The sequence below is a fragment of the Blastococcus sp. SYSU DS0619 genome (assembly GCF_054051035.1).
Genome location: NZ_JBJHAM010000002.1, coordinates 151,036 through 169,968 on the forward strand (window position 1 = coordinate 151,036; position 18,933 = coordinate 169,968).

Below are 18,933 nucleotides of genomic sequence, written 5' to 3' on the forward strand. Positions count from 1 at the left end.
CGCGAGGCACGTCACGGTGACGCTCGGGCAGGGCGACGCCGTCGTCGCCCGCGGGCGGGTCGACTGCGCGGGCAGGTCTGGTCAGGCCGGGGAGGCGGGCTGCAGCTGCGGCAGGACCAGGGCCCAGAAGGAGTCCAGCCGCCTCGCCAGGTCCCGCCGCGCGCTCAGCTCCTGCGACACCTGCTGCATCCCGAAGAAGCTGGCCACGATCACCTGGGCGGTGCCCACCGGATCGGCCGCGGCGTTGATCTGCCCCCGCTGCTGCCCCTGGGTGATCAGCTGGGCGAGCGCGTGCTGCCAGCCGACGTAGGGCTGCGGCAGCTTGGCCAGGGCCTCGGGTGGGAGCTCGGACGTCAGGCGCTTGGAGGCCCGGACGACCGGGTCCTTGGCGAACTGCTCCCCCGCCACGTACGTGACGGCGACCAGCGCCGCCAGGGCGTCGTCGTGGGAGTCGATGACCCCGCGCAGCATGATCGGCCACGTCTCGAACATCTGGTGGACGACGGCGACGGCGACGCTCTCCTTGGACTCGAAGTGCCAGTAGAGCGCGCCCTTCGTCATCCCGGTGCCGGCGACGATGTCGCTGAGGGACGTGGCCGCGTAGCCGCGTTCGCTGAACTCGCGGGCGGCGATGTCGATGATGAGCTGGCGGGTGGCGGCGCTGTCGCTCGCCCGCCCGCGCGCGCGCCGCGGTGGAGACGAGGCGCCGACCGGTGTCTCAGCCATGGAACCGCCTCCCGCGGGACGACCCGCCCCCGTGTCGACGTGCAGCGTAGCGGGCGTGGCGCTGCGATTCCCCGTCCGACGCGACGACGGCGCCGCCGGGGTACGGGACCCCGACGGCGCCGGCCGCTGACCTGGGTGGAGCTGAGGGGATTTGAACCCCTGACCCCCTCGATGCGAACGAGGTGCGCTACCGGTCTGCGCCACAGCCCCCTGTGCGGCAAGAAGACTACCGCCCGGCTCCTCCGGCCCTGCCACCGGGGCAGGGCCGGAGGCCCGTGTCGATCGTCAGGCGCCGATCACGCGCGGCGGCTGGTACTCGTCGATGTCGGCGAAGCCGATGTCGTCGTCGTCGAGCCCCACGACGGCGCTGTTCTGCCACCCGGCGGGCGCGGGGGTGCGGGCGGCGACGACCCGGCCCGGCCGGAGCGCGTGCACCGGGGCGAGCGGGAGGCTCGGGTGCTGCAGGGCGGGCAGGGCGTCCTGCGCGACCGTCTCGTGCACCGCGGGGGACGCCGTGCGCTGGACGGGCGCCGGCACCTCCGCCGGGCGGGCGGCCGTCCGGACGGCGGCCCGCTCGGCCTGCCGTGCGGCGGACCGGGCGGCGCGACGGGCGGCGAGCCGCTCACGACGGGCGACCTTCCGCAGCACGAGCACGTACCCGACCGTCGCGACGGTGAAGAACGCCTGGGCGATCCACAGCCACGGGGTGAGGAGCAGCGCCCCGGCCAGCGAGGCGAGCGTGAGGGCCACCAGACCCCCCAGCGCCCGGCGGCGCAGCGCGTGCACGTCCACCTTCAGCTCACCGGTGGTGCGCAGGACCTCGCGGTCGATCGACACCCGCTCGGTCTCGGCGTGCCGCACCGGATCGACCGACCGCCGCCGCTGCAACGTCCGACCCGCGTCGGCAGCCTCCAGCCGGCCGTCCTGGGCGTCACCGCGGGTCACCACCATGGGGACCAGCACGACGAACCAGAGCACGACCAGAGCGGCCAAGAGAACGCCCGATCCCATGAGAACACCACCTGTCACATCAGTCACTCGCCGGGCGAGGTTATGCAGCTCAGCGGGCGGGATCCGGGAGGCGCGCGGGCGTGTCGCTGATGTCTTGTGGGACCGGTGTGACGGGGGACGGCGTGTCACCGCCACCCATCCAGGCGGCGGTGACCCTGCGTGCTATGCCGACCGGCCGATCACCCGGCGGCCGGCCCCGGGGTCATCCCCCGCCAGCGGTCGAGCACCCCCCGGGGCAGGTCGTCGGCGAGCAGTGCGTACGCCAGGTGGTCGCGCCAGGCGCCGTCGATGTCCAGGTAGCGCCGCAGCAGGCCCTCCTGCTGGAAGCCCAGCCGCTCCACCAGCCGCCGGCTCGGCAGGTTCTCGGGCCGGATGTCGGCCTGCAGCCGGTGCAGGCCCACGGGACCGAAGGCGTGGTCGCACACCAGCGCCACGGCCAGCGAGGCGATGCCCCGGCCGGCGACCGACCGGTCGATCCAGTACCCGAGGTACCCGGCGCGCAGCGCGCCCCGCACGATGTTGTCCACCGTCACCTGGCCGACCAGCCGGCCCTCGACCCGGACGGCGAACGGCAGCGAGGTCCCCAGGCGCGCCCGGCGGGCCATCGCCCGGCGCATCGCCCGGTAGGCCGCCGGGGTGTGCCGGGCCTGCCAGGCGATACCGGCCGTCGGCTCCCACGGGCGCAGCCAGTCCTCGTTGGCCGACCGGACACGGCTCCACTCCACCGCGTCCCGCCGGCGCAGCGGGTGCAGCTCCACCGGGCCCCAGGCCAGGCTCGCGGGCCAGCCGGGGTGCAGGACGGGATCGATCACGGGGGCCCGCGTCAGCCGCCGAGCAGCAGCGGCATGACGGTGACCAGCCCGCCGGCGGCCACCTCGGTGACGTCCTCGTCGATGACGATCAGGCAGTTCGCGCGCGCCATCCGGGCCAGGAGCGCATCGGTGGCGTCCCCCACCGGCTCGACGACGTAGCCGCCGTCGGGGTGCCGCATGACGGTGCCGTGCAGGTACTGGCGGTACCCCAGCGGGGAGAGCAGCGGCTGCCCGGCGATGGCCTGCACCGTGCGGCGGAACAGCTGGCGCTTGCCCAGCATCAGCCGGATGGCGGGCCGGACGAACACCTCGAACGCGACGAGCGCGGCGACGGGCTCCCCCGGCACGCAGATGACCGGCACCTCGTCCCGGCCCAGCCGGCCGAAGCCCTGCGCGGGGCCGGGGTGCATCGCCACCTGGCGGAAGCGCATCCGGCCGAGGCCGGCCAGCGCCTCCTGGACCATGTCGAACCCGCCGCTGGCGAAAGTGCCGGAGATGAGCACCAGGTCGCTGCGCAGCAGCTGGCTCTCCAGCACCTCGGTCAGGCGCCGCTGGTCGCCGGGCAGGATCCCCGACCGGTAGGCGTCCGCCCCGGCGTCCCGGGACGCCGCGGCCAGCGCGTAGCTGTTGACGTCGACCACCTGGCCGGGCGCGGGGGTGGCGCTGACGTCCACGAGCTCGCTGCCGGCGCTGAGCACGACGACCCGCGGCCGGGGCCGGACGAGCACCCGCTCCCGGCCGACAGCGGCCAGCAGGCTGATCTGGGCGGGGCCGATCGGGGTCCCGACGTGCACTGCGGGGTCTCCCGGCGCCACGTCGTCACCGGTGCGGCGGACGTAGCTGCCGGCGGGTGGCGCGGCCTGCACCGCGACCCGGGCCGCCCCGTTGTCGGTCCACACCCCCGGGACGACGACGTCGGCGCCGGTGGGGAGCATCGCGCCGGCCGCGACCTTCAGCGCCAGCCCCGGCCCGATGGAGGACGGCGCACCGGCCCCGGCCACGCTCTCGCCGACGACGGCGAGCTCCACCGGCGCGGTCACGGTGGCGGCGGCGACGTCCTCCGCGCGGGCGGCGTAGCCGTCCAGCGCCGCCTGGTCGAAGGCGGGCAGCGCCCGCTGGCTGACGACGTCCTCGGCGCAGAGCAGCCCCTGCGCGTCCAGCACGGCCAGCTCGATCGGGTCCGGCTGCGGCACCGCGGCCAGGATCTCCTCGAGGTGCCGCTCGACGGTGCGCACCTGCGGCGAGGCGTCGGAGCGGCCGTCGGCCGGCAGCGGTACGGGGCCCGTCATCCCGCGCGGCGCGGGGACCCCGTCGCCGGCCGGCCCGGCCGCGGCCCGGTCGCCGTGCGGCCCGATCGGCCCGGTGACCCGGGGCGGGGCCATGGGCAGGTCGACCTGTGCGGTGTCCCGGTGCACCCGGGATCCTCCGCCGCCGATGTTGCCGTCGTCGCTCTGCCCGGACATCCTCACCACCGTCGTCCCGCGGTGCCGTGGGCCGGCACCGCCCCTGCGGCAGCGCCGGCCCGGAGGGGGCCGGCGTCGCGCCGCGGTCCGATCGTGCCCTTGCGGGCGCCGGTCAGGACGACGACGCGCCCTCGGCGGGCAGCTCGGTGACGAAGTCGCGCAGCCAGCCGCGCAGCGACGGGCCGAGGTCGTCGCGCTCGACGGCCAGCCGGATCACGGCCTTGAGGTAGTCCAGCTTGTCGCCGGTGTCGTAGCGCCGGCCGCCGAAGACCACGCCGTGGACCGGCTCGCCGCGCTCGACGAGGGTGGCCAGGGCGTCGGTCAGCTGGATCTCCCCGCCACGTCCGGGCGTCGTCTGCCGCAGCACCTCGAAGATCTCCGGGGACAGCACGTAGCGCCCGATGATCGCCAGGCTGCTGGGGGCCTCGTCGACGGGCGGCTTCTCGACCAGGCCGGTGATCGCGACCACGTCGCCGCCGTCGGCGGTGGGCTCGACGGCCACCGCGCCGTACTTGTCGATGTTCTCCCGGCCCACGTCGAGCAGCGCGATCACCGAGCCGCCGTGCTCGGCCTGCACGGCGAGCATCTGCTCGAGCAGGTGGTCACGGGCGTCGATCAGGTCGTCACCCAGCAGCACCGCGAACGGCTCGTCACCGACGAAGGCGGCCGCCTGCAGCACCGCGTGCCCCAGGCCCAGGGCCTCGCCCTGGCGGACGAAGTGCACCTGCGCGACCTCGGTGGACTCGTGCACGGCGGCCAGCCGCGAGGCGTCGCCCTTCTTCTCCAGGGCAGCCTCGAGCTCGGGGGTGCGGTCGAAGAAGTCCTCGATGGCGGCCTTGTTGCGGCCGGTGACCATGAGCACCTCGGGCAGGCCGGCGCGCGCGGCCTCCTCGACGATGTACTGCAGCGCCGGCCGGTCCACGACCGGGAGCAGCTCCTTGGGCACGGCCTTCGTCGCCGGCAGGAAACGGGTGCCCATCCCTGCGACGGGGATGACCGCCTTGCGGGCCGGACGGGTGCTGGACGTCGACATGCAGGCAGCCTAGCTAGCCTGCGCGGATGAGCGCCCAGCCCGCCGGGAACGACCCCAAGGCAGCGGCCCGTGCGGCGCTGCTGCGCCGCCGGCGCGACCGGCCCGACGACGAGCGGGCGGCGGGCTCCGCCGCGGTGGCCGCGACGCTCGTGGCGCGGCTGGCGGGGACCCCGGTGGTCGCCGCCTTCGTGCCGGACGGGACCGAGGCCGGCTCCGGCCACCTCCCCGGGGTCCTCGCCGCGGGCGGTGCCCGCGTGCTCCTGCCGGTCGTGCCCGCGCGGGGCCGGGAGCTGGACTGGGCGGAGCACTCCGGGGAGCTCGTGCCCGGCCGGTTCGGCCTGCTGGAGCCCCCGGGGCCCCGGCTGGGTGCGGCGGCGATCGGCGCGGCCGGGGCGGTGGTCGTCCCGGCGGTCGCGGTCGCCCGCGACGGCGCCCGGCTGGGCCGCGGCGGCGGGTTCTACGACCGCGCGCTGCGGCACGCCCGCCCGGGTGCGGCGCTGGTCGCCGTCGTCTTCGACGACGAGCTGGTCGACCGGCTGCCCACCGAGCCGCACGACGTGCGGATGACCGCGGTGGTCACCCCCTCCGGGGGATGGCAGGCGCTACCGGCGGGTCACTGACACAGTGGACCCGCCGCACCCCCCGACGACGTGGGAGGGACCGTGTCCCCAGAGATCGTGACCATCGTGGCGTTGGTCGTCATCTTCGCCATCGCCACGTTCCTGCCGATCAACATGGGGGCGCTGGCGTTCGTCGGCGCCTTCGTCGTCGGCACCCTGGCGGTCGGGCTGACGACCGACGACATCATCGCCGGCTTCCCCGCCGGCCTGGTGCTGACGCTCATCGGCGTCACGTACCTGTTCGCCATCGCGCAGAACAACGGCACCGTCGACCTGCTGGTCCGGGGCGCGGTGAAGCTGGTCGGCGGCCACGTCGCCGCGATCCCGTGGGTGATGTTCTTCGTCACCGCGGTGCTCACCGCCATCGGGGCCCTCTCCCCGGCCGCGGTGGCGATCATCGCGCCGATCGCGCTCACCTTCGCCGCGCGGCACGACATCAGCCCGCTGCTGATGGGCATGATGGTCATCCACGGCGCCCAGGGCGGCGGCTTCTCACCGATCAGCGTCTACGGCGTCACCGTCAACGGCATCGTCGAGCAGTCCGACCTCGAGGGCAGCCCGCTCGCGGTGTTCCTCGGTGCGCTGTTCTTCAACATCGCCATCGCCGCGGTGCTCTTCCTCGTGCTGGGCGGCCGGAAGCTGATCGGCCGCAAGGTCGCCGCCGAACCGGTGCCGCACAGCGAGCACGCGCACGGCACGCTCGTCCGGGGGCACGGGGCCGCCCCGGGGCCCGGGGTGGGCGGGGACGACGACGAGCACATCCACCCCGACCGCCCGGAGCCGGTCCGCTTCGAGCAGATCCTGACGCTGGTCGGGCTGGTCGTCGTCGCCGTCCTGGCCCTGGCCTTCGACCTGGACATCGGGTTCGTGGCGATCACGGTCGCCGTCGTCCTGGCGCTGTTCTCCGCCCAGCAGCACAAGGGCGCGATCACCCAGATCAGCTGGTCGACGATCCTGCTCATCGCCGGCGTGCTGACCTTCGTCTTCGTGCTGGAGGAGGCGGGCACGATCGACTACGTCGGGGACGCGGTCATCGGGCTGGGCGTGCCGCTGCTCATCGCGCTGCTGCTGGCCTACATCGGCGGGGTGGTGTCGGCCTTCGCCTCGTCGACGGCGATCATCGGCGTCGCCATCTCGCTCGCCGTGCCGTTCCTCCTGTCCGGGGAGATCAGCGCGGTGGGCGTCGTCGTCGCCCTGTCCGTGGCCTCGACCATCGTGGACGTGAGCCCGTTCTCCACGAACGGTGCGCTGGTGCTGGCCAACGCGCAGGACGTCGACCGCGACCGCTTCTACAAGCAGATCCTGGCCTACGCCGCGATCGTCGTGGCCGTCGGACCGCTGCTGTCCTGGCTGGTCTTCGTCGTCCCCGGCTGGCTGTGACCCACCCGACGTCCGATATCTCACCGCTGAGAGACTTTTCCAGGCCTCCGCCGGAACCGGCGGCCACGGAGCGAGGGAGACCACCATGCCCGGACCTCTCGACGGCGTCCTCGTCGTCGACCTCACCCGCGCCCTGGCGGGGCCGCACGCCGCGATGATGCTGGGCGATCTCGGCGCCCGCGTGATCAAGGTGGAGAGCCCCGGCAGCGGGGACGACACCCGCGGCTGGGGACCGCCGTTCGTGCAGCCGGAGCACGGCGACCGGGAGTCGACCTACTTCCTGTCGACGAACCGGAACAAGGAGTCGATCACCCTCGACCTAAAGGACGAGGCGGACAAGGCGGTGCTCACCGAGCTGCTGCGCCGCGCGGACGTGCTGCTGGAGAACTTCCGCCCCGGCACGCTGGCCCGGCTCGGCTTCGGCACCGACGTCCTGGCCGAGCTGAACCCGCGGCTGGTGACGCTCGCGATCAGCGGGTTCGGCCACGACGGCCCCGAGGGCGGCCGGGCCGGCTACGACCAGATCGCCCAGGGCGAGGGCGGGCTGATGTCGCTCACCGGCTCCGGGCCCGACGACCCCCAGCGGGTCGGCGTCCCGATCGGCGACCTGCTGGCCGGCATGTACGGCGCCTACGGCGTGGTCGCCGCGCTGATGGAGCGGGAGCGGACCGGCCGCGGGCAGGTCGTGCGCACCTCGTTGCTGGCCGCGATCGTCGGCGTGCACGCCTTCCAGGGGACGGCGTGGACGGTGGCCGGGAAGGTCGGCGCCGCACAGGGCAACCACCACCCCTCGATCGCCCCCTACGGGCTCTTCCACTGCCGGGGCGGGAGCGTCCAGGTGGCCTGCGCCAACGAGTCGCTGTGGCGGAAGCTGTGCGCCGAATTCGGCTTCGACCCCGAGGCGCCCGGGATGGCCACCAACGGCGACCGCGTGGAGCACCGCGACGAGGTGATCGCGCTGCTCGAGGGCGCGTTCGCCGACATCCCCGCCGAGGACCTGCTGGCCCGGCTCGCGAAGGTCGGCATCCCGTCGGGCAAGGTGCGCAGCATCGACGAGGTCTACGGATGGGACCAGGCGCTCTCCCAGGGCCTGCTCGTCGACGTCGAGCACGCGACGCTGGGCTCGCTGCAGCTGCCCGGGCCGCCGCTGCGCTTCTTCGCGGCCGGCGCCGACGGGGAGACCGAGACCACCCGCCGGGAGCACGCCGCCCCGCCGGTGCTGGGTGCGGACGGCGACGCGATCCGCGCGTGGCTGGACGGTTCGGCCCCGTGACCGGGACGCCTCGGCTCGACGCGCGGGCCCTGCGCGACCTGGTCCTCGACCCCGGGTCGTGGCAGTCCTGGGACTCCCCCATCCGGGCCCGCGACGTCGCCGAGAGCTATGCCGCCGAGCTGGCCCGTGCGGCGGAGAAGTCCCGTCAGGACGAGTCGGTGATCACCGGGGAGGGGATGCTGCGCGGCCGCCGCGTCGCCGTCGTCGCCGGGGAGTTCGGCTTCCTGGCCGGCTCCATCGGGGTGGCCGCCGCGGAACGGCTGATCGCGGCCGTGGAGCGGGCGACCGACGAGGGGCTGCCGCTGCTGGCGGCCCCGGTGTCCGGCGGCACCCGGATGCAGGAGGGCACCGTCGCCTTCCTGCAGATGATCGGCATCACCGCGGCCATCGCCCGTCACAAGGAGGCCGGGTTGCCGTACCTGGTCTACCTGCGCCACCCCACCTTCGGCGGTGTGCTCGCCTCCTGGGGATCGCTCGGGCACGTCACCATCGCCGAGCCGGGCGCCTCGATCGGCTTCCTCGGCCCGCGGGTGTTCGAGGCGCTCTACGGCGAGCCGTTCCCCGCGGACGTGCAGACCGCCGAGAACCTGGCCGAGCACGGCCTGATCGACGCCGTCGTCCCGCACGAGGAGATCGCCGAGGTCGCCGACCGCGCGCTGCGCGTGCTGTCGGCCCGGCAGACCTGGCACCTCGACGTCCGCGACGGCGTGCGCCCCACGCCCGAGGACGGCACCGACGCCGACGACCCGGAGGACGGGCGCAGCGCCTGGGACGTCGTGACGGCGTCCCGGCGCGCCGACCGTCCGGGGGTGCGGCGGCTGCTGCGCACCGCGGCGACCGACGTCGTCGGGCTGTCGGGGACCGGGGCGGGCGAGAAGGACCCGGGGCTGCTGCTGGCGCTGGCCCGCTTCGGCGGGGCCCCGTGCGTGGTGCTGGGCCAGGACCGGCGCGGGCAGTCGATGTCGGCGCCGCTGGGACCGGCCGCGCTGCGGGAGGCCCGCCGCGGCATGCACCTGGCCGAGCAGCTGAGACTGCCGCTCGTCACGCTGATCGACACCCCCGGGGCCGCGCTCTCCCGCGAGGCCGAGGAGGGCGGGCTGGCCGGGGAGATCGCCCGCTGCCTGCACGACCTCGTGGTGCTCAAGGCCCCCACGCTGGCGGTGCTGCTCGGGCAGGGCACCGGTGGCGGGGCGCTGGCGCTCGTCCCGGCCGACCGGGTGCTGGCCGCCGCCAACGGCTGGCTGGGCCCGCTGCCGCCGGAGGGCGCCTCGGCGATCGTGCACCGCACCGTCGACCGGGCCGACGAGATGGCGGCGGACCAGGGCGTGCGGGCGACCGAGCTGTGGCGGGCGGGGATCGTCGACCGGGTGGTGCCCGAGCGGCCCGACGCCGCCGACGAGCCGGCCGAGTTCTGCCTGCGGCTCGGCCGGGTGCTGGGCGAGGAGCTGGCCGGCCTGCTCGGCCGCGACGACACCGAGCGTTTCCGCACCCGGCTGCACCGCTACCGCCACCTCGGCCGCTGACCCCACCGGAATGATCAGGTGACCTGATCATCAGGGGTCCTGGCTCACGGTCGACGGTGAGCCAGGACCACCGGTGGTGAGCCAGGACAACCGCCCCGGCCCCGAGTCACCGCCCCGCACCGCCCACGGCTGGCACCATCGACGTCAGCGCACCGCGAGGTGCGACCCGCACCGACCTGGAGCACCGAGCCGTCATGGCGCACCCCGCAGACCCTGGCACCACCGAGCCGGTCGTCCGGCCCGCGCCGCACCGGTGGCTCTGGTACGCCCTCGGCGGCGGGCTCCCCGAGCGGCACCGCGGCTGGGTCCTGCACGACACCACGACGAGCACCTGGTGGATGCGGCACGTCACCCGGATGCTGGTCCAGCTGGCGGTACCGATCGCGCTGGTCGTGATCCTGCTGCCCGCCCCGCTGGCGCTGCGCCTGGCGGTCGCCGGTGGCGGGATCTTCCTGGGGCTGATCTTCTCGCTGGCCTACATGCCGGAGACCACCGAGAACCGGGTGGTGAAGGCCGGCTACCCGCCCGGTACCGCGACCGCCATCCGGGACCGGGCCGGCGTGGCCCGGCAGCAGCGGGAGAGCGAGGGCAAGCGGGTGGCGGCGGCGAAGCGCGCCGCTCGCTACCGGGAGCGCACCGGCCGCTGACCGGCGTCCGTCAGGCGCCGACGTAGGCCGCGAGGTGCTCGCCGGTGAGCGTGGACCGGGCGGCCACCAGGTCGGCCGGTGTGCCCTCGAAGACGACCCGGCCGCCGTCGTGCCCCGCTCCGGGTCCGAGGTCGATGATCCAGTCGGCGTGCGCCATGACCGCCTGGTGGTGCTCGATGACGATCACCGACCGGCCGGCGTCGACCAGCCGGTCGAGCAGGCCGAGCAGGTTCGCGACGTCGGCCAGGTGCAGGCCGGTCGTCGGCTCGTCGAGGACGTAGACGGCGCCCTTCTCCGCCATCTGGGTGGCCAGCTTGATCCGCTGCCGCTCCCCGCCGGATAGCGTCGTGAGCGGCTGGCCGAGGGTGAGGTAGCCGAGCCCCACGTCGGCGAGCCGCTCCAGGATCGTGTGCGCGGCCGGCGTGCGCGCCTCGCCCTCGCCGAAGAACTCGGCTGCCTCGGCCACCGGCATGGCGAGCACCTCGGCGATGTCCCGCCCGCCGAGCCGGTACTCCAGCACCGCCGCCTGGAACCGTTTGCCCTCGCACTCCTCGCAGGGGGACTCGACGGTCGCCATGACGCCGAGGTCGGTGTAGATGACACCGGCCCCGTTGCACGTGGGGCAGGCGCCCTCGGAGTTGGCGCTGAACAGCGCCGGCTTCACCCCGTTGGCCTTGGCGAACGCCTTGCGGATCGGGTCGAGCAGGCCGGTGTAGGTGGCCGGGTTGCTGCGTCGCGACCCGCGGATCGCGCCCTGGTCGACGACCACGATCCCGTCCCGGCCGGCGACCGAACCCTGGACCAGGGAGCTCTTGCCGGAGCCGGCCACCCCGGTGAGGACGACGAGCACCCCGAGGGGGATGTCGACGTCGACATCCCGCAGGTTGTGCGTACCGGCGCCGCGCACCTCCAGCGCGCCCGAGGGCGTGCGGACCGACGGCTTCACCGAGACCCGGTCGTCGAGGTGCCGGCCGGTGAGCGTGCCGCTGGTCCGCAGCTCCTCGACGGCGCCCTCGAACACCACCTCGCCACCGCCGGTCCCGGCGCCGGGACCGAGGTCGACGACGTGGTCGGCGATCGCGATCGTCTCCGGCTTGTGCTCGACGACGAGCACCGTGTTGCCCTTGTCCCGCAACCGCAGCAGCAGGTCGTTCATCCGCTCGATGTCGTGCGGGTGCAGGCCGATCGTCGGCTCGTCGAAGACGTACGTGACGTCGGTCAGCGACGACCCGAGGTGGCGGATCATCTTGGTGCGCTGCGCCTCGCCGCCGGACAGGGTGCCGGCCGGCCGGTCGAGCGAGAGGTAGCCCAGCCCGATCTCGGCGAACGAGTCGAGCAGGTGCTGCAGCCCGGCGAGCAGCGGCGCCACCGAGGGCTCCCGCAGGTCCCGGACCCAGGTGGCGAGGTCGCTGATCTGCATCGCGCAGAGGTCGGCGATGTTCTTGCCGCCGATCTTCGACGAGAGGGCCTCCTGCGTGAGGCGGGTGCCACCGCAGTCGGGGCACGTCTGGAAGGTCACCACGCGTTCCACGAAGCGCCGGACGTGCGGCTGCAGCGCGTCGACGTCCTTGGAGAGCATCGACTTCTGGACCTTCGGGATCACGCCCTCGTAGGTGAGGTTGACGCCCTCCACGTTGATCTTGGTCGGCTCCTCGTAGAGGAGGGTGCGCATCTCCTTCTTCGTGTACGTGCCGATCGGCTTGTCCAGGTCGAGGCCGATGCCCTGGAAGAGGCGGCCGTACCACCCCTCCATGCTGTAGCCGGGGACCATCAGGCCGCCCTCGTTCAGCGACTTGGACCCGTCGTAGAGCGCCGACAGGTCGAAGTCGTTGATCGACCCCATCCCCTCGCACCGGGGGCACATGCCGCCGAGCCGGGTGAAGGTGACCTTCTCCGCCTTCGTCTTCCCTGCGCCGCGGTCGACGGTGATGGCGCCGCTGGCGCTCACCGAGGGCATGTTGAACGAGTAGGCGTTGGGCGAGCCGATGCGCGGCTCCCCCAACCGGCTGAACAGGATGCGCAGCATCGCGTTGGCGTCGGTGGCCGTGCCCACGGTCGAGCGCGGGTTGGCGCCCATCCGCTCCTGGTCGACGATGATCGCCGTCGTGAGGCCGTCGAGCAGGTCGACCTCGGGTCGGGCCAGCGTCGGCATGAAGCCCTGCACGAAGGTGCTGTAGGTCTCGTTGATCAGCCGCTGCGACTCCGCGGCGATGGTGCCGAACACCAGCGAGCTCTTGCCCGAGCCCGAGACCCCGGTGAACACCGTCAGCCGGCGCTTCGGGATCTCCAGGCTGACGTCCTTGAGGTTGTTCACCCGCGCGCCCTGCACGCGGATGAGGTCGTGGCCGTCGGCGGGGTGCGGCGCGGCCGCCCGGGGCGCCGTCCTGGTGTCGGTGCTCATCGTGCCTCCGTGCCGCTCAGGTCAGCTGCTGGATGCGGATCATGTTGCCCGCCGGGTCGCGGACGGCGCAGTCACGGAGGCCGTAGGGCTGGTCGGTGGGCTCCTGGACGACCTCGGCGCCGCCGCGCTCCAGCGTCGCGAAGGTGCCGTCGAGATCCGCCGTGGCCAGGTTGACGCCGAAGAAGCTGCCCTTGGCCATCAGCTCGAGGATGGTGCGCTTGTCCTCGTCGGTGAGGCCTGGGCCGGCGGTCGGCGGGTGCAGCACGATCGCGGTGTCCGGCTGCCCGGGAGGGCCGACCGTGATCCAGCGCATCCCCTCGTACCCGACGTCGAGGCGGACCTCGAATCCGAGCACGTCGCGGTAGAAGGCCAGCGAGGCCTCCGGATCGGTGTGCGGGAGGAAGCTGGAGTGGATGGTGATGTCCATGGCGGTCACGCTAGGGACGGCTCCGGGGCCGGTGCTTCTCGATTCCTGACCGGTCGGGTCACCTGCTTGGCCACGCAGGACGGCATCCCCTCCGTCGCGCGTGCCTCCTGGCGCCGGTAGACGCTCGGCGGCATGCCGACCAGTTCGGTGAACCGGGTGCTGAACGTGCCCAGCGACGAGCAGCCCACCGCGAAGCAGACCTCGGTGACGCTGAGGTCGCCGCGCCGCAGCAGCGCCATGGCCCGCTCGATGCGGCGGGTCATCAGGTAGGCGTAGGGCGACTCGCCGAACGCGGCCCGGAACTCGCGGCTGAGGTGACCGGCCGACACGTGCGCGCCCCGCGCCAGCGCCTCGACGTCCAGCGGCTGGGCGTACTCCCGGTCGATCCGGTCCCGGATCCGGCGCAGCCGCGCGAGGTCGCGCAGCCGCTGATCTGCGGCGGATCCGCTGGTCACGCCCGGGATCGTGCCACGTCGCGGCGACGCCGTCCCGGTGCTTCCTCCTCAAGCCGGGTCTCCACCCGCAGCCCCGCGTCGTTCGACCGGTGCCCCTGCACAGCCATCACCACACCTCCTGATGCAGTATGTTGCACTCTAGGAGGCGGCGTAGCTGCGTCCCGTCGAGATGACGCGAGGGAGGCGGCTCAGATGATGGCCGAAGTGGTCGCGGTCAACGAGGTGATCGGGCGGCGGGTTCGGCAGCACCGGACCGCCCGCGGCTGGACGCTGGATGAGCTGGCCGACCGCTCCGGGGTCAGCCGCCGCATGGTCATCACCATCGAGCACGGCGAGGGCAACCCGAGCATCGCCACGCTGCTGCGGATCAGCGACGCCCTCGGTGTCGGGCTGCCGGTGCTGGTCGACGTCGAGCGCCCGCACGCCCTCACCGTGACCGCGGCCGGGCGGGCGCCAGTGCTGTGGCACGGCGATCACGGCGGGCAGGCGGTGCTGGTCGCCGGCACCCAGCCGCCCGACGTCGTCGAGCTGTGGGACTGGACGCTGCAGCCGGGCGATGCGAACACCAGCGAGGCGCACAGCGCCGGCACCCGGGAACTGCTGCTCGTCCTGGAAGGCGCAGTCGACCTGCGCGTCGGTGACCGCACCGAGCGGCTGACCGTGGGCGACTCCGCGGCCTTCGCCGGCGACGTCGCCCACGGCTACGCCACCCCCGCCGACGCCGCCGGCCCTGCCCGCTTCGCCCTCACCGTGTTCCAGCCCCACGTCACCGGGAGCCATTCATGACCGACCCCCAGCAGTGGCTCGCCGCCGCCACCGTCGACGACGCCGTGTTCGCGCTGCGGCCGGACTACCGCGTGGTGCTGCTGACCGCCGACGGCCTGCAGGGCGGCCCCAGCGACGAGGTCAGCGAGCAGGTCCTCGCCGCCGCCGAGACCACCGCGCGGGAGCGGCTCGACGGGCGCAAGCCCGAGGAGCTGCCGCACCTCGCCGCGTGGCGGGAGGCCTACCGGGCCTTCGGCGCCAAGCCGCAGCGCACCCGGCCCAGCGTGGAGGCGCTGATGCGCCGGCTCGACCCCAACGGCCTGCCGCGCATCGACCGGATCACCGATGTCTACAACGCCGTCTCCATCGCCTCCATGCTGCCCTTCGGTGGGGAGGATCAGGCCGCCTACGCCAGCCCGCCGCGACTCGTCCGCGCCGACGGCACCGAGGCCTTCGACACCATCGCCGGCGGCGAGGCGGTCGTCGAGCACCCGGAGGTCGGCGAGGTCGTCTGGCGCGACGACGCCGGCGTCACCTGCCGCCGCTGGAACTGGCGGCAGTGCACCCGCACCGGCATCACCACCGCCACCACCAGTGCCGTCTTCATCCTCGACGTGCTCGATCCGCTCACCGATGACGACGCACACGCCGCAGCCGACGCGCTCACCGAGGGCCTGCTCACCTTCAGCCCGGACGCCACCTTCCACCGCCGGCTGATCACCCGCGCCGACGGAGCTGCACCATGCTGATCCACCCCCGGGACGACGCCCACGATGACCCGTCACGCGCCTGGCCGGCCGACGGGTGAGCGCAACGCTGGACACCAGGCGTCGTCCCCGCTGGGGTGTCCGGTTCAGCCGGCAGGAGATGGCGCTGATCGCCGTCACCGCCGTCTGGGGCGCCACGTTCCTCATCGTCCACCTCGCCATGCAGCACGGCGGGCCGCTGCTCTTCGTCGGCCTACGCTTCCTCGCCGCCGGCGCGATCAGCCTGGTCATCTTCCGCCGGACGCTGACCGGGCTGACCCGGCGGGAGCTGGGTGCCGGCGCGGCGATCGGCGTGACGATCTTCGGCGGCTACGCGCTGCAGACCATCGGCCTGCAGACCATCCCCAGCAGCACCTCGGCCTTCCTCACCGCGCTCTACGTCCCGCTCGTGCCGCTGCTGCAGTGGGCGGTGTTCCGCCGCGCACCCAAGCCCGCCGCCTGGGCCGGGGTGGCGCTCGCCTTCACCGGACTGGTCCTCCTGGCCGACCCTGGGTCGGCGGGGCTGACGCTGAGCACCGGAGAGATCCTGACGCTGGTCAGCACCGTCGCCATCGCCGCGGAGATCGTCCTCATCGGCCTGTACGCCGGCACCGTCGACCTCGGCCGGATCACCGTCGTACAGCTGCTCGTCGGCGGCGCCCTGTCGGTGGCGATGATGCCCGTCGTCGGCGAGGCCGTCCCGTCCTTCTCCTGGCTCTGGCTCGCCGCTGCGATCGGTCTCGGCGCCGCCAGCTGCCTCATCCAGATCACCATGAACTGGGCCCAGCAGTCGGTGTCCCCGACCCGGGCCACGGTCATCTACGCCGGTGAGCCGGTGTGGGGCGGCGTCATCGGGCGCCTCGCCGGCGAACGACTGCCCGGCCTCGCCATCGTCGGCGCCGCCCTCATCGTCGCCGGCGTACTCGTCAGCGAGCTCAAGCCCCGAACCCGGGAGCCTCGCCGCCGCCGCGATGACGTCGAACCGGCTTGCCGCCGATAACGCGCGTGTCGGGGCGTCGTTCGCCAAACCGCAGGGGCGTGTCCCGGGAGTGCCGGCGCGCGTGCGTGCCGCCTATGGGCGCAACGACACCCCCGCCGGGCTCCGCAGCGGGTACATCGGTCGCAAGTCACCCTCGCCGCCGCAAAGCCGTCCTCGGAAGCTGCCGCAATCGCACCCTCGGACGGCGCAAACCTCACACTCGCCGACACGCGCGTGGACGCGCGGTACCGGCATGGCGCATCATTGGCAGTCGCCGGGTGCGAGTGCCAACTCGGCGCCCACCTCCGCTCGACCAGGGAGAGCACGACCGTGCCCACGTACCAGTACGCCTGCACCAACCCCGAGGGCAAGCACGAGTTCGAGGTCGTGCAGTCCTTCAGCGACCCGTCCCTGACCGAGTGCCCCGAGTGCGGCGTCCCGGTGCGCAAGGTCTACGGCTCGGTCGGCGTCGTCTTCAAGGGGTCGGGCTTCTACCGCACCGACAGCCGGAAGAGCAGCTCGGCGTCGGAGACCGCGGGCAACGGCTCGTCCAGCGGCACCTCGACGCCGGCGCCGGCCAAGGAGAGCTCGTCGAGCAAGGAGGGCTCGTCGAGCTCCGCCGGCTCCTCGACCACGTCGTCGTCCGGCAGCGGGGCCAAGGCCGCCAACTGACGGCCGCGGGTCGTCCACAGGGCGCCCTGCTCTCCACAGATCGCCGCGGGCCCGGCTCGCGGAGGTCCACAGCGCGCAGGGTCGGGGCATGCCGCGCCTGCGTCGCCCTCGCTCCCCGCTGCTGGCCGCCCGGCGGGCGGCCGCCGCCCTGCTGACCGCCCTGGCGCTCGTGCTCGCCCTCCGGCCCGCCGCAGCGCCGGCGGCGGACCCCGCCCCGGCCGGCGTCCCCGTGGTCGTGGCCGCGACCGACCTGCCCGCCGGTACCGCGCTGACCCCGGCCTCCCTCGCGCTGGTCCGGCTGCCGCCCGGGACGGTGCCCGACGGCGTCGTCGGCACCCCCGAGCTGCTGGTGCACCGGGTCCTGGCCGGGCACGTCCGCCGCGGCGAGCCGCTCAGCGACGCCCGGCTGGTCGGCGCCGGGCTGAGCGCGCTGCTGCCGCCGGGGCAGGTGGCGGCCCCCGTGCGGCTGGCCGACCTGACGGTCGCCGCGCTGGTCCGCGCCGGCGACCGGGTCGACGTCCTCGCGACCGGGACCGAGGCGGCCTCCGCCGATCGGGTGGCCGAGGGCGCGCGGGTCCTGGCCGCGCCCGCGGCGGAGGCGGACGACCCCGGTGCCGGCCTGCTGGTCCTGGCCGTCGACGAGGCCACCGCGGCGCGGCTCGCCGCCGCCTCGGCCGGCGCCACGCTCACCGTCAGCCTGCCGCCGCCCTGACCCGCCGGCCGCGCGGACCCCGGCCCGGGCGGCTTGGATGGGCGGCGTGCTGAAGGGTTTCAAGGAGTTCCTGTTCCGCGGCAACGTCGTCGACCTCGCCATCGCGGTGGTGATCGGCGCGGCGTTCACCGACGTGGTCAACGCCTTCGCCGAGTCATTCCTCACCCCGCTCATCGGCCTGGTCGGTGGCGGGGGCGAGCTGGGCGGGACCTTCCAGGTGGACGGCCAGACCTTCAGCTGGGGCGCGTTCCTCAGCCAGGTGATCACGTTCGTGCTGACCGCGGCGATCCTCTACTTCGTGGTGGTGCTCCCGGTGCGCCGGCTGTTCGACCGCCGCGCCCGCGGCGAGGAGCCCGGCCCGGTGGGTCCGACGGAGGTCGAGATGCTCGTCGAGATCCGCGACCTGCTGCGCGCCCAGCAGGGCCTGGGGCCGGCGGCTCCGACCCGTCCCCCGACGCCCTGAGCCGGGATCAGTCGCTGCCCCAGTGCGGCGGCCGGTCCTCCAGGTAGCGCCGATCGTCGTCAGAGCCGTCGGAGGGTCGCTCGCCCCAGCCGACGTCGCTCTCGTCGGGCGCCCGCTCGCGCGGCGGCAGGACGGGAGCCGGCGCCGACGGGGCCGCCGGCAACGGCTGGCCGAGCCCCTCCAGCACCACCGCGCCGGGCAGCCCGGCCAGCAGCGCCCCGGGCACGGCGAGCTTGCTCCCCCGGGTGCCCGAGCCGATGACCACCAGCTCCGCCGCAGCGACGGCGGGGTCGACGAGCACCGGCCAGGCCCCGGGCAACCCCACCGGGGTGATCCCGCCGTAGGCCATGCCGCTCTCCGCGACGGCGACGTCCTGCGGTGCGAAGGACGCCTTCCGCGCGCCGAGGTGCCGGCGCACCAGCCCGTTGACGTCGGCGCGGGTGGTGGCCAGCACCAGACAGGCGGCCAGCGTGGTCTCCCCCGCCCGCCGGGCCGCGACGACGACGCAGTTGGCCGAGGCGGCGAGGGGCACGTCGTAGGCCTCGGAGAACGCGGCCGTGTCCGCGAGGTCCTCGGCGATCTCGGCGACCCACGCAGCGCCGGGCAGCCCCGGTAGCGCCGCGGCGACCGGCGGGGCCAGCAGGTCGGGCCGGTCGGCGGCCGGGAGCCAGCGAAGCGAGCCGAGAGCGGGGGCGGTCATCGGGCAGCGGAGAGGGACGACACGGGTCGATCCTCGGGCACCGGGGCGCCCGCGCGCAGCCCGGGGGTGGCGGCATCGCCGCGGAGGCCGTCCGGGATCCGGCTGTCCGCCGCCGTCCCGGAGCG

Annotated in this window: 20 protein-coding genes and 1 tRNA gene; 11 read left to right on the plus strand and 10 right to left on the minus strand. The window is 74.4% G+C overall.

From position 1 onward, the window contains the following. Nucleotides 1–81: 81 nt before the first annotated feature. The 6 genes from ACI79T_RS03270 to galU form a co-directional block, all read right to left on the minus strand. The gene (locus ACI79T_RS03270; RefSeq protein ID WP_456608617.1) at nt 82–726 is read right to left on the minus strand and encodes a ScbR family autoregulator-binding transcription factor; all 645 of its coding nucleotides are present in this window, start codon (nt 724–726) and stop codon (nt 82–84) included. 136 nt (nt 727–862) lie between these two features. Continuing rightward, nucleotides 863–936: transfer RNA gene (locus ACI79T_RS03275), tRNA-Ala, on the minus strand. A 75-nt stretch (nt 937–1,011) separates the two neighbouring features. Beyond that, nucleotides 1,012–1,737: a divisome protein SepX/GlpR gene (sepX, locus tag ACI79T_RS03280; RefSeq protein ID WP_456608618.1), complete on the minus strand. Its 726-nt coding sequence runs from the start codon at nt 1,735–1,737 to the stop codon at nt 1,012–1,014. A gap of 179 nt (nt 1,738–1,916) precedes the next feature. Then, on the minus strand, nt 1,917–2,549 hold the full coding sequence (locus ACI79T_RS03285) for a GNAT family N-acetyltransferase (RefSeq protein WP_456608619.1): 633 nt from the start codon (nt 2,547–2,549) through the stop codon (nt 1,917–1,919). An 11-nt stretch (nt 2,550–2,560) separates the two neighbouring features. Further along, complete coding sequence (gene glp, locus ACI79T_RS03290) at nt 2,561–4,012, minus strand: molybdotransferase-like divisome protein Glp (RefSeq protein WP_456608620.1); 1,452 nt, start codon at nt 4,010–4,012, stop codon at nt 2,561–2,563. 112 nt (nt 4,013–4,124) lie between these two features. Then, nucleotides 4,125–5,045, minus strand: a complete 921-nt coding sequence (gene galU, locus ACI79T_RS03295) for a UTP--glucose-1-phosphate uridylyltransferase GalU (protein ID WP_456608621.1) — start codon at nt 5,043–5,045, stop codon at nt 4,125–4,127. 26 nt (nt 5,046–5,071) lie between these two features. On the opposite strand from galU, the gene ACI79T_RS03300 reads away from it, so the two are divergent. The 5 genes from ACI79T_RS03300 to ACI79T_RS03320 all read left to right on the plus strand — a co-directional run bounded on the left by ACI79T_RS03300 (nt 5,072) and on the right by ACI79T_RS03320 (nt 10,488). Further along, complete coding sequence (locus ACI79T_RS03300) at nt 5,072–5,665, plus strand: 5-formyltetrahydrofolate cyclo-ligase (protein ID WP_456608622.1); 594 nt, start codon at nt 5,072–5,074, stop codon at nt 5,663–5,665. Between the two features lie 42 nt (nt 5,666–5,707). Then, nucleotides 5,708–7,045: an SLC13 family permease gene (locus ACI79T_RS03305; protein ID WP_456608623.1), complete on the plus strand. Its 1,338-nt coding sequence runs from the start codon at nt 5,708–5,710 to the stop codon at nt 7,043–7,045. 85 nt (nt 7,046–7,130) lie between these two features. After that, a complete protein-coding gene (locus tag ACI79T_RS03310) occupies nt 7,131–8,318 on the plus strand; it encodes a CaiB/BaiF CoA transferase family protein (protein ID WP_456608624.1) in 1,188 nt (395 codons plus the stop codon). Further along, a complete protein-coding gene (locus tag ACI79T_RS03315) occupies nt 8,315–9,841 on the plus strand; it encodes a carboxyl transferase domain-containing protein (protein WP_456608625.1) in 1,527 nt (508 codons plus the stop codon). Before ACI79T_RS03310 ends, ACI79T_RS03315 begins: the two co-directional genes overlap by 4 nt. Nucleotides 9,842–10,035: 194 nt before the next feature. Continuing rightward, the gene (locus ACI79T_RS03320; protein WP_456608626.1) at nt 10,036–10,488 is read left to right on the plus strand and encodes a DUF5313 family protein; all 453 of its coding nucleotides are present in this window, start codon (nt 10,036–10,038) and stop codon (nt 10,486–10,488) included. A gap of 10 nt (nt 10,489–10,498) precedes the next feature. On the opposite strand, the gene ACI79T_RS03325 is transcribed toward ACI79T_RS03320, so the two are convergent. From ACI79T_RS03325 to ACI79T_RS03335, 3 genes are read right to left on the minus strand one after another with little or no spacing between them, the layout of a single operon-like run. Next, nucleotides 10,499–12,889, minus strand: coding sequence for an ATP-binding cassette domain-containing protein (locus ACI79T_RS03325; RefSeq protein ID WP_456608627.1), 2,391 nt, complete (start codon nt 12,887–12,889; stop codon nt 10,499–10,501). A gap of 16 nt (nt 12,890–12,905) precedes the next feature. Then, nucleotides 12,906–13,316, minus strand: coding sequence for a VOC family protein (locus ACI79T_RS03330; protein ID WP_456608628.1), 411 nt, complete (start codon nt 13,314–13,316; stop codon nt 12,906–12,908). A gap of 5 nt (nt 13,317–13,321) precedes the next feature. Then, nucleotides 13,322–13,771, minus strand: coding sequence for a helix-turn-helix transcriptional regulator (locus ACI79T_RS03335; protein ID WP_456608629.1), 450 nt, complete (start codon nt 13,769–13,771; stop codon nt 13,322–13,324). A 192-nt stretch (nt 13,772–13,963) separates the two neighbouring features. Between ACI79T_RS03335 and ACI79T_RS03340 the strand changes: the two genes are divergently transcribed. The 6 genes from ACI79T_RS03340 to mscL all read left to right on the plus strand — a co-directional run bounded on the left by ACI79T_RS03340 (nt 13,964) and on the right by mscL (nt 18,108). Further along, nucleotides 13,964–14,557 carry a helix-turn-helix domain-containing protein gene (locus ACI79T_RS03340; RefSeq protein ID WP_456608630.1) on the plus strand — a complete coding sequence of 198 codons (594 nt, stop codon included), beginning with the start codon at nt 13,964–13,966 and terminating at the stop codon, nt 14,555–14,557. Beyond that, nucleotides 14,554–15,285, plus strand: coding sequence for a B3/B4 domain-containing protein (locus tag ACI79T_RS03345; protein WP_456608631.1), 732 nt, complete (start codon nt 14,554–14,556; stop codon nt 15,283–15,285). Before ACI79T_RS03340 ends, ACI79T_RS03345 begins: the two co-directional genes overlap by 4 nt. 55 nt (nt 15,286–15,340) lie before the next feature. After that, entirely contained in the window at nt 15,341–16,282 is a 942-nt protein-coding gene (locus ACI79T_RS03350; protein ID WP_456608632.1) for a DMT family transporter, read from the plus strand. A gap of 309 nt (nt 16,283–16,591) precedes the next feature. Beyond that, nucleotides 16,592–16,933, plus strand: a complete 342-nt coding sequence (locus ACI79T_RS03355; RefSeq protein WP_456608633.1) for an FmdB family zinc ribbon protein — start codon at nt 16,592–16,594, stop codon at nt 16,931–16,933. Between the two features lie 88 nt (nt 16,934–17,021). Next, nucleotides 17,022–17,645: a Flp pilus assembly protein CpaB gene (gene cpaB / locus ACI79T_RS03360; RefSeq protein ID WP_456608634.1), complete on the plus strand. Its 624-nt coding sequence runs from the start codon at nt 17,022–17,024 to the stop codon at nt 17,643–17,645. Between the two features lie 46 nt (nt 17,646–17,691). Next, entirely contained in the window at nt 17,692–18,108 is a 417-nt protein-coding gene (mscL, locus tag ACI79T_RS03365; protein WP_456608635.1) for a large conductance mechanosensitive channel protein MscL, read from the plus strand. A gap of 7 nt (nt 18,109–18,115) precedes the next feature. Here mscL and ACI79T_RS03370 read toward each other — a convergent pair whose 3' ends face one another. Beyond that, nucleotides 18,116–18,808, minus strand: coding sequence for a YbaK/EbsC family protein (locus tag ACI79T_RS03370; RefSeq protein WP_456608636.1), 693 nt, complete (start codon nt 18,806–18,808; stop codon nt 18,116–18,118). Nucleotides 18,809–18,933: the final 125 nt, after the last annotated feature.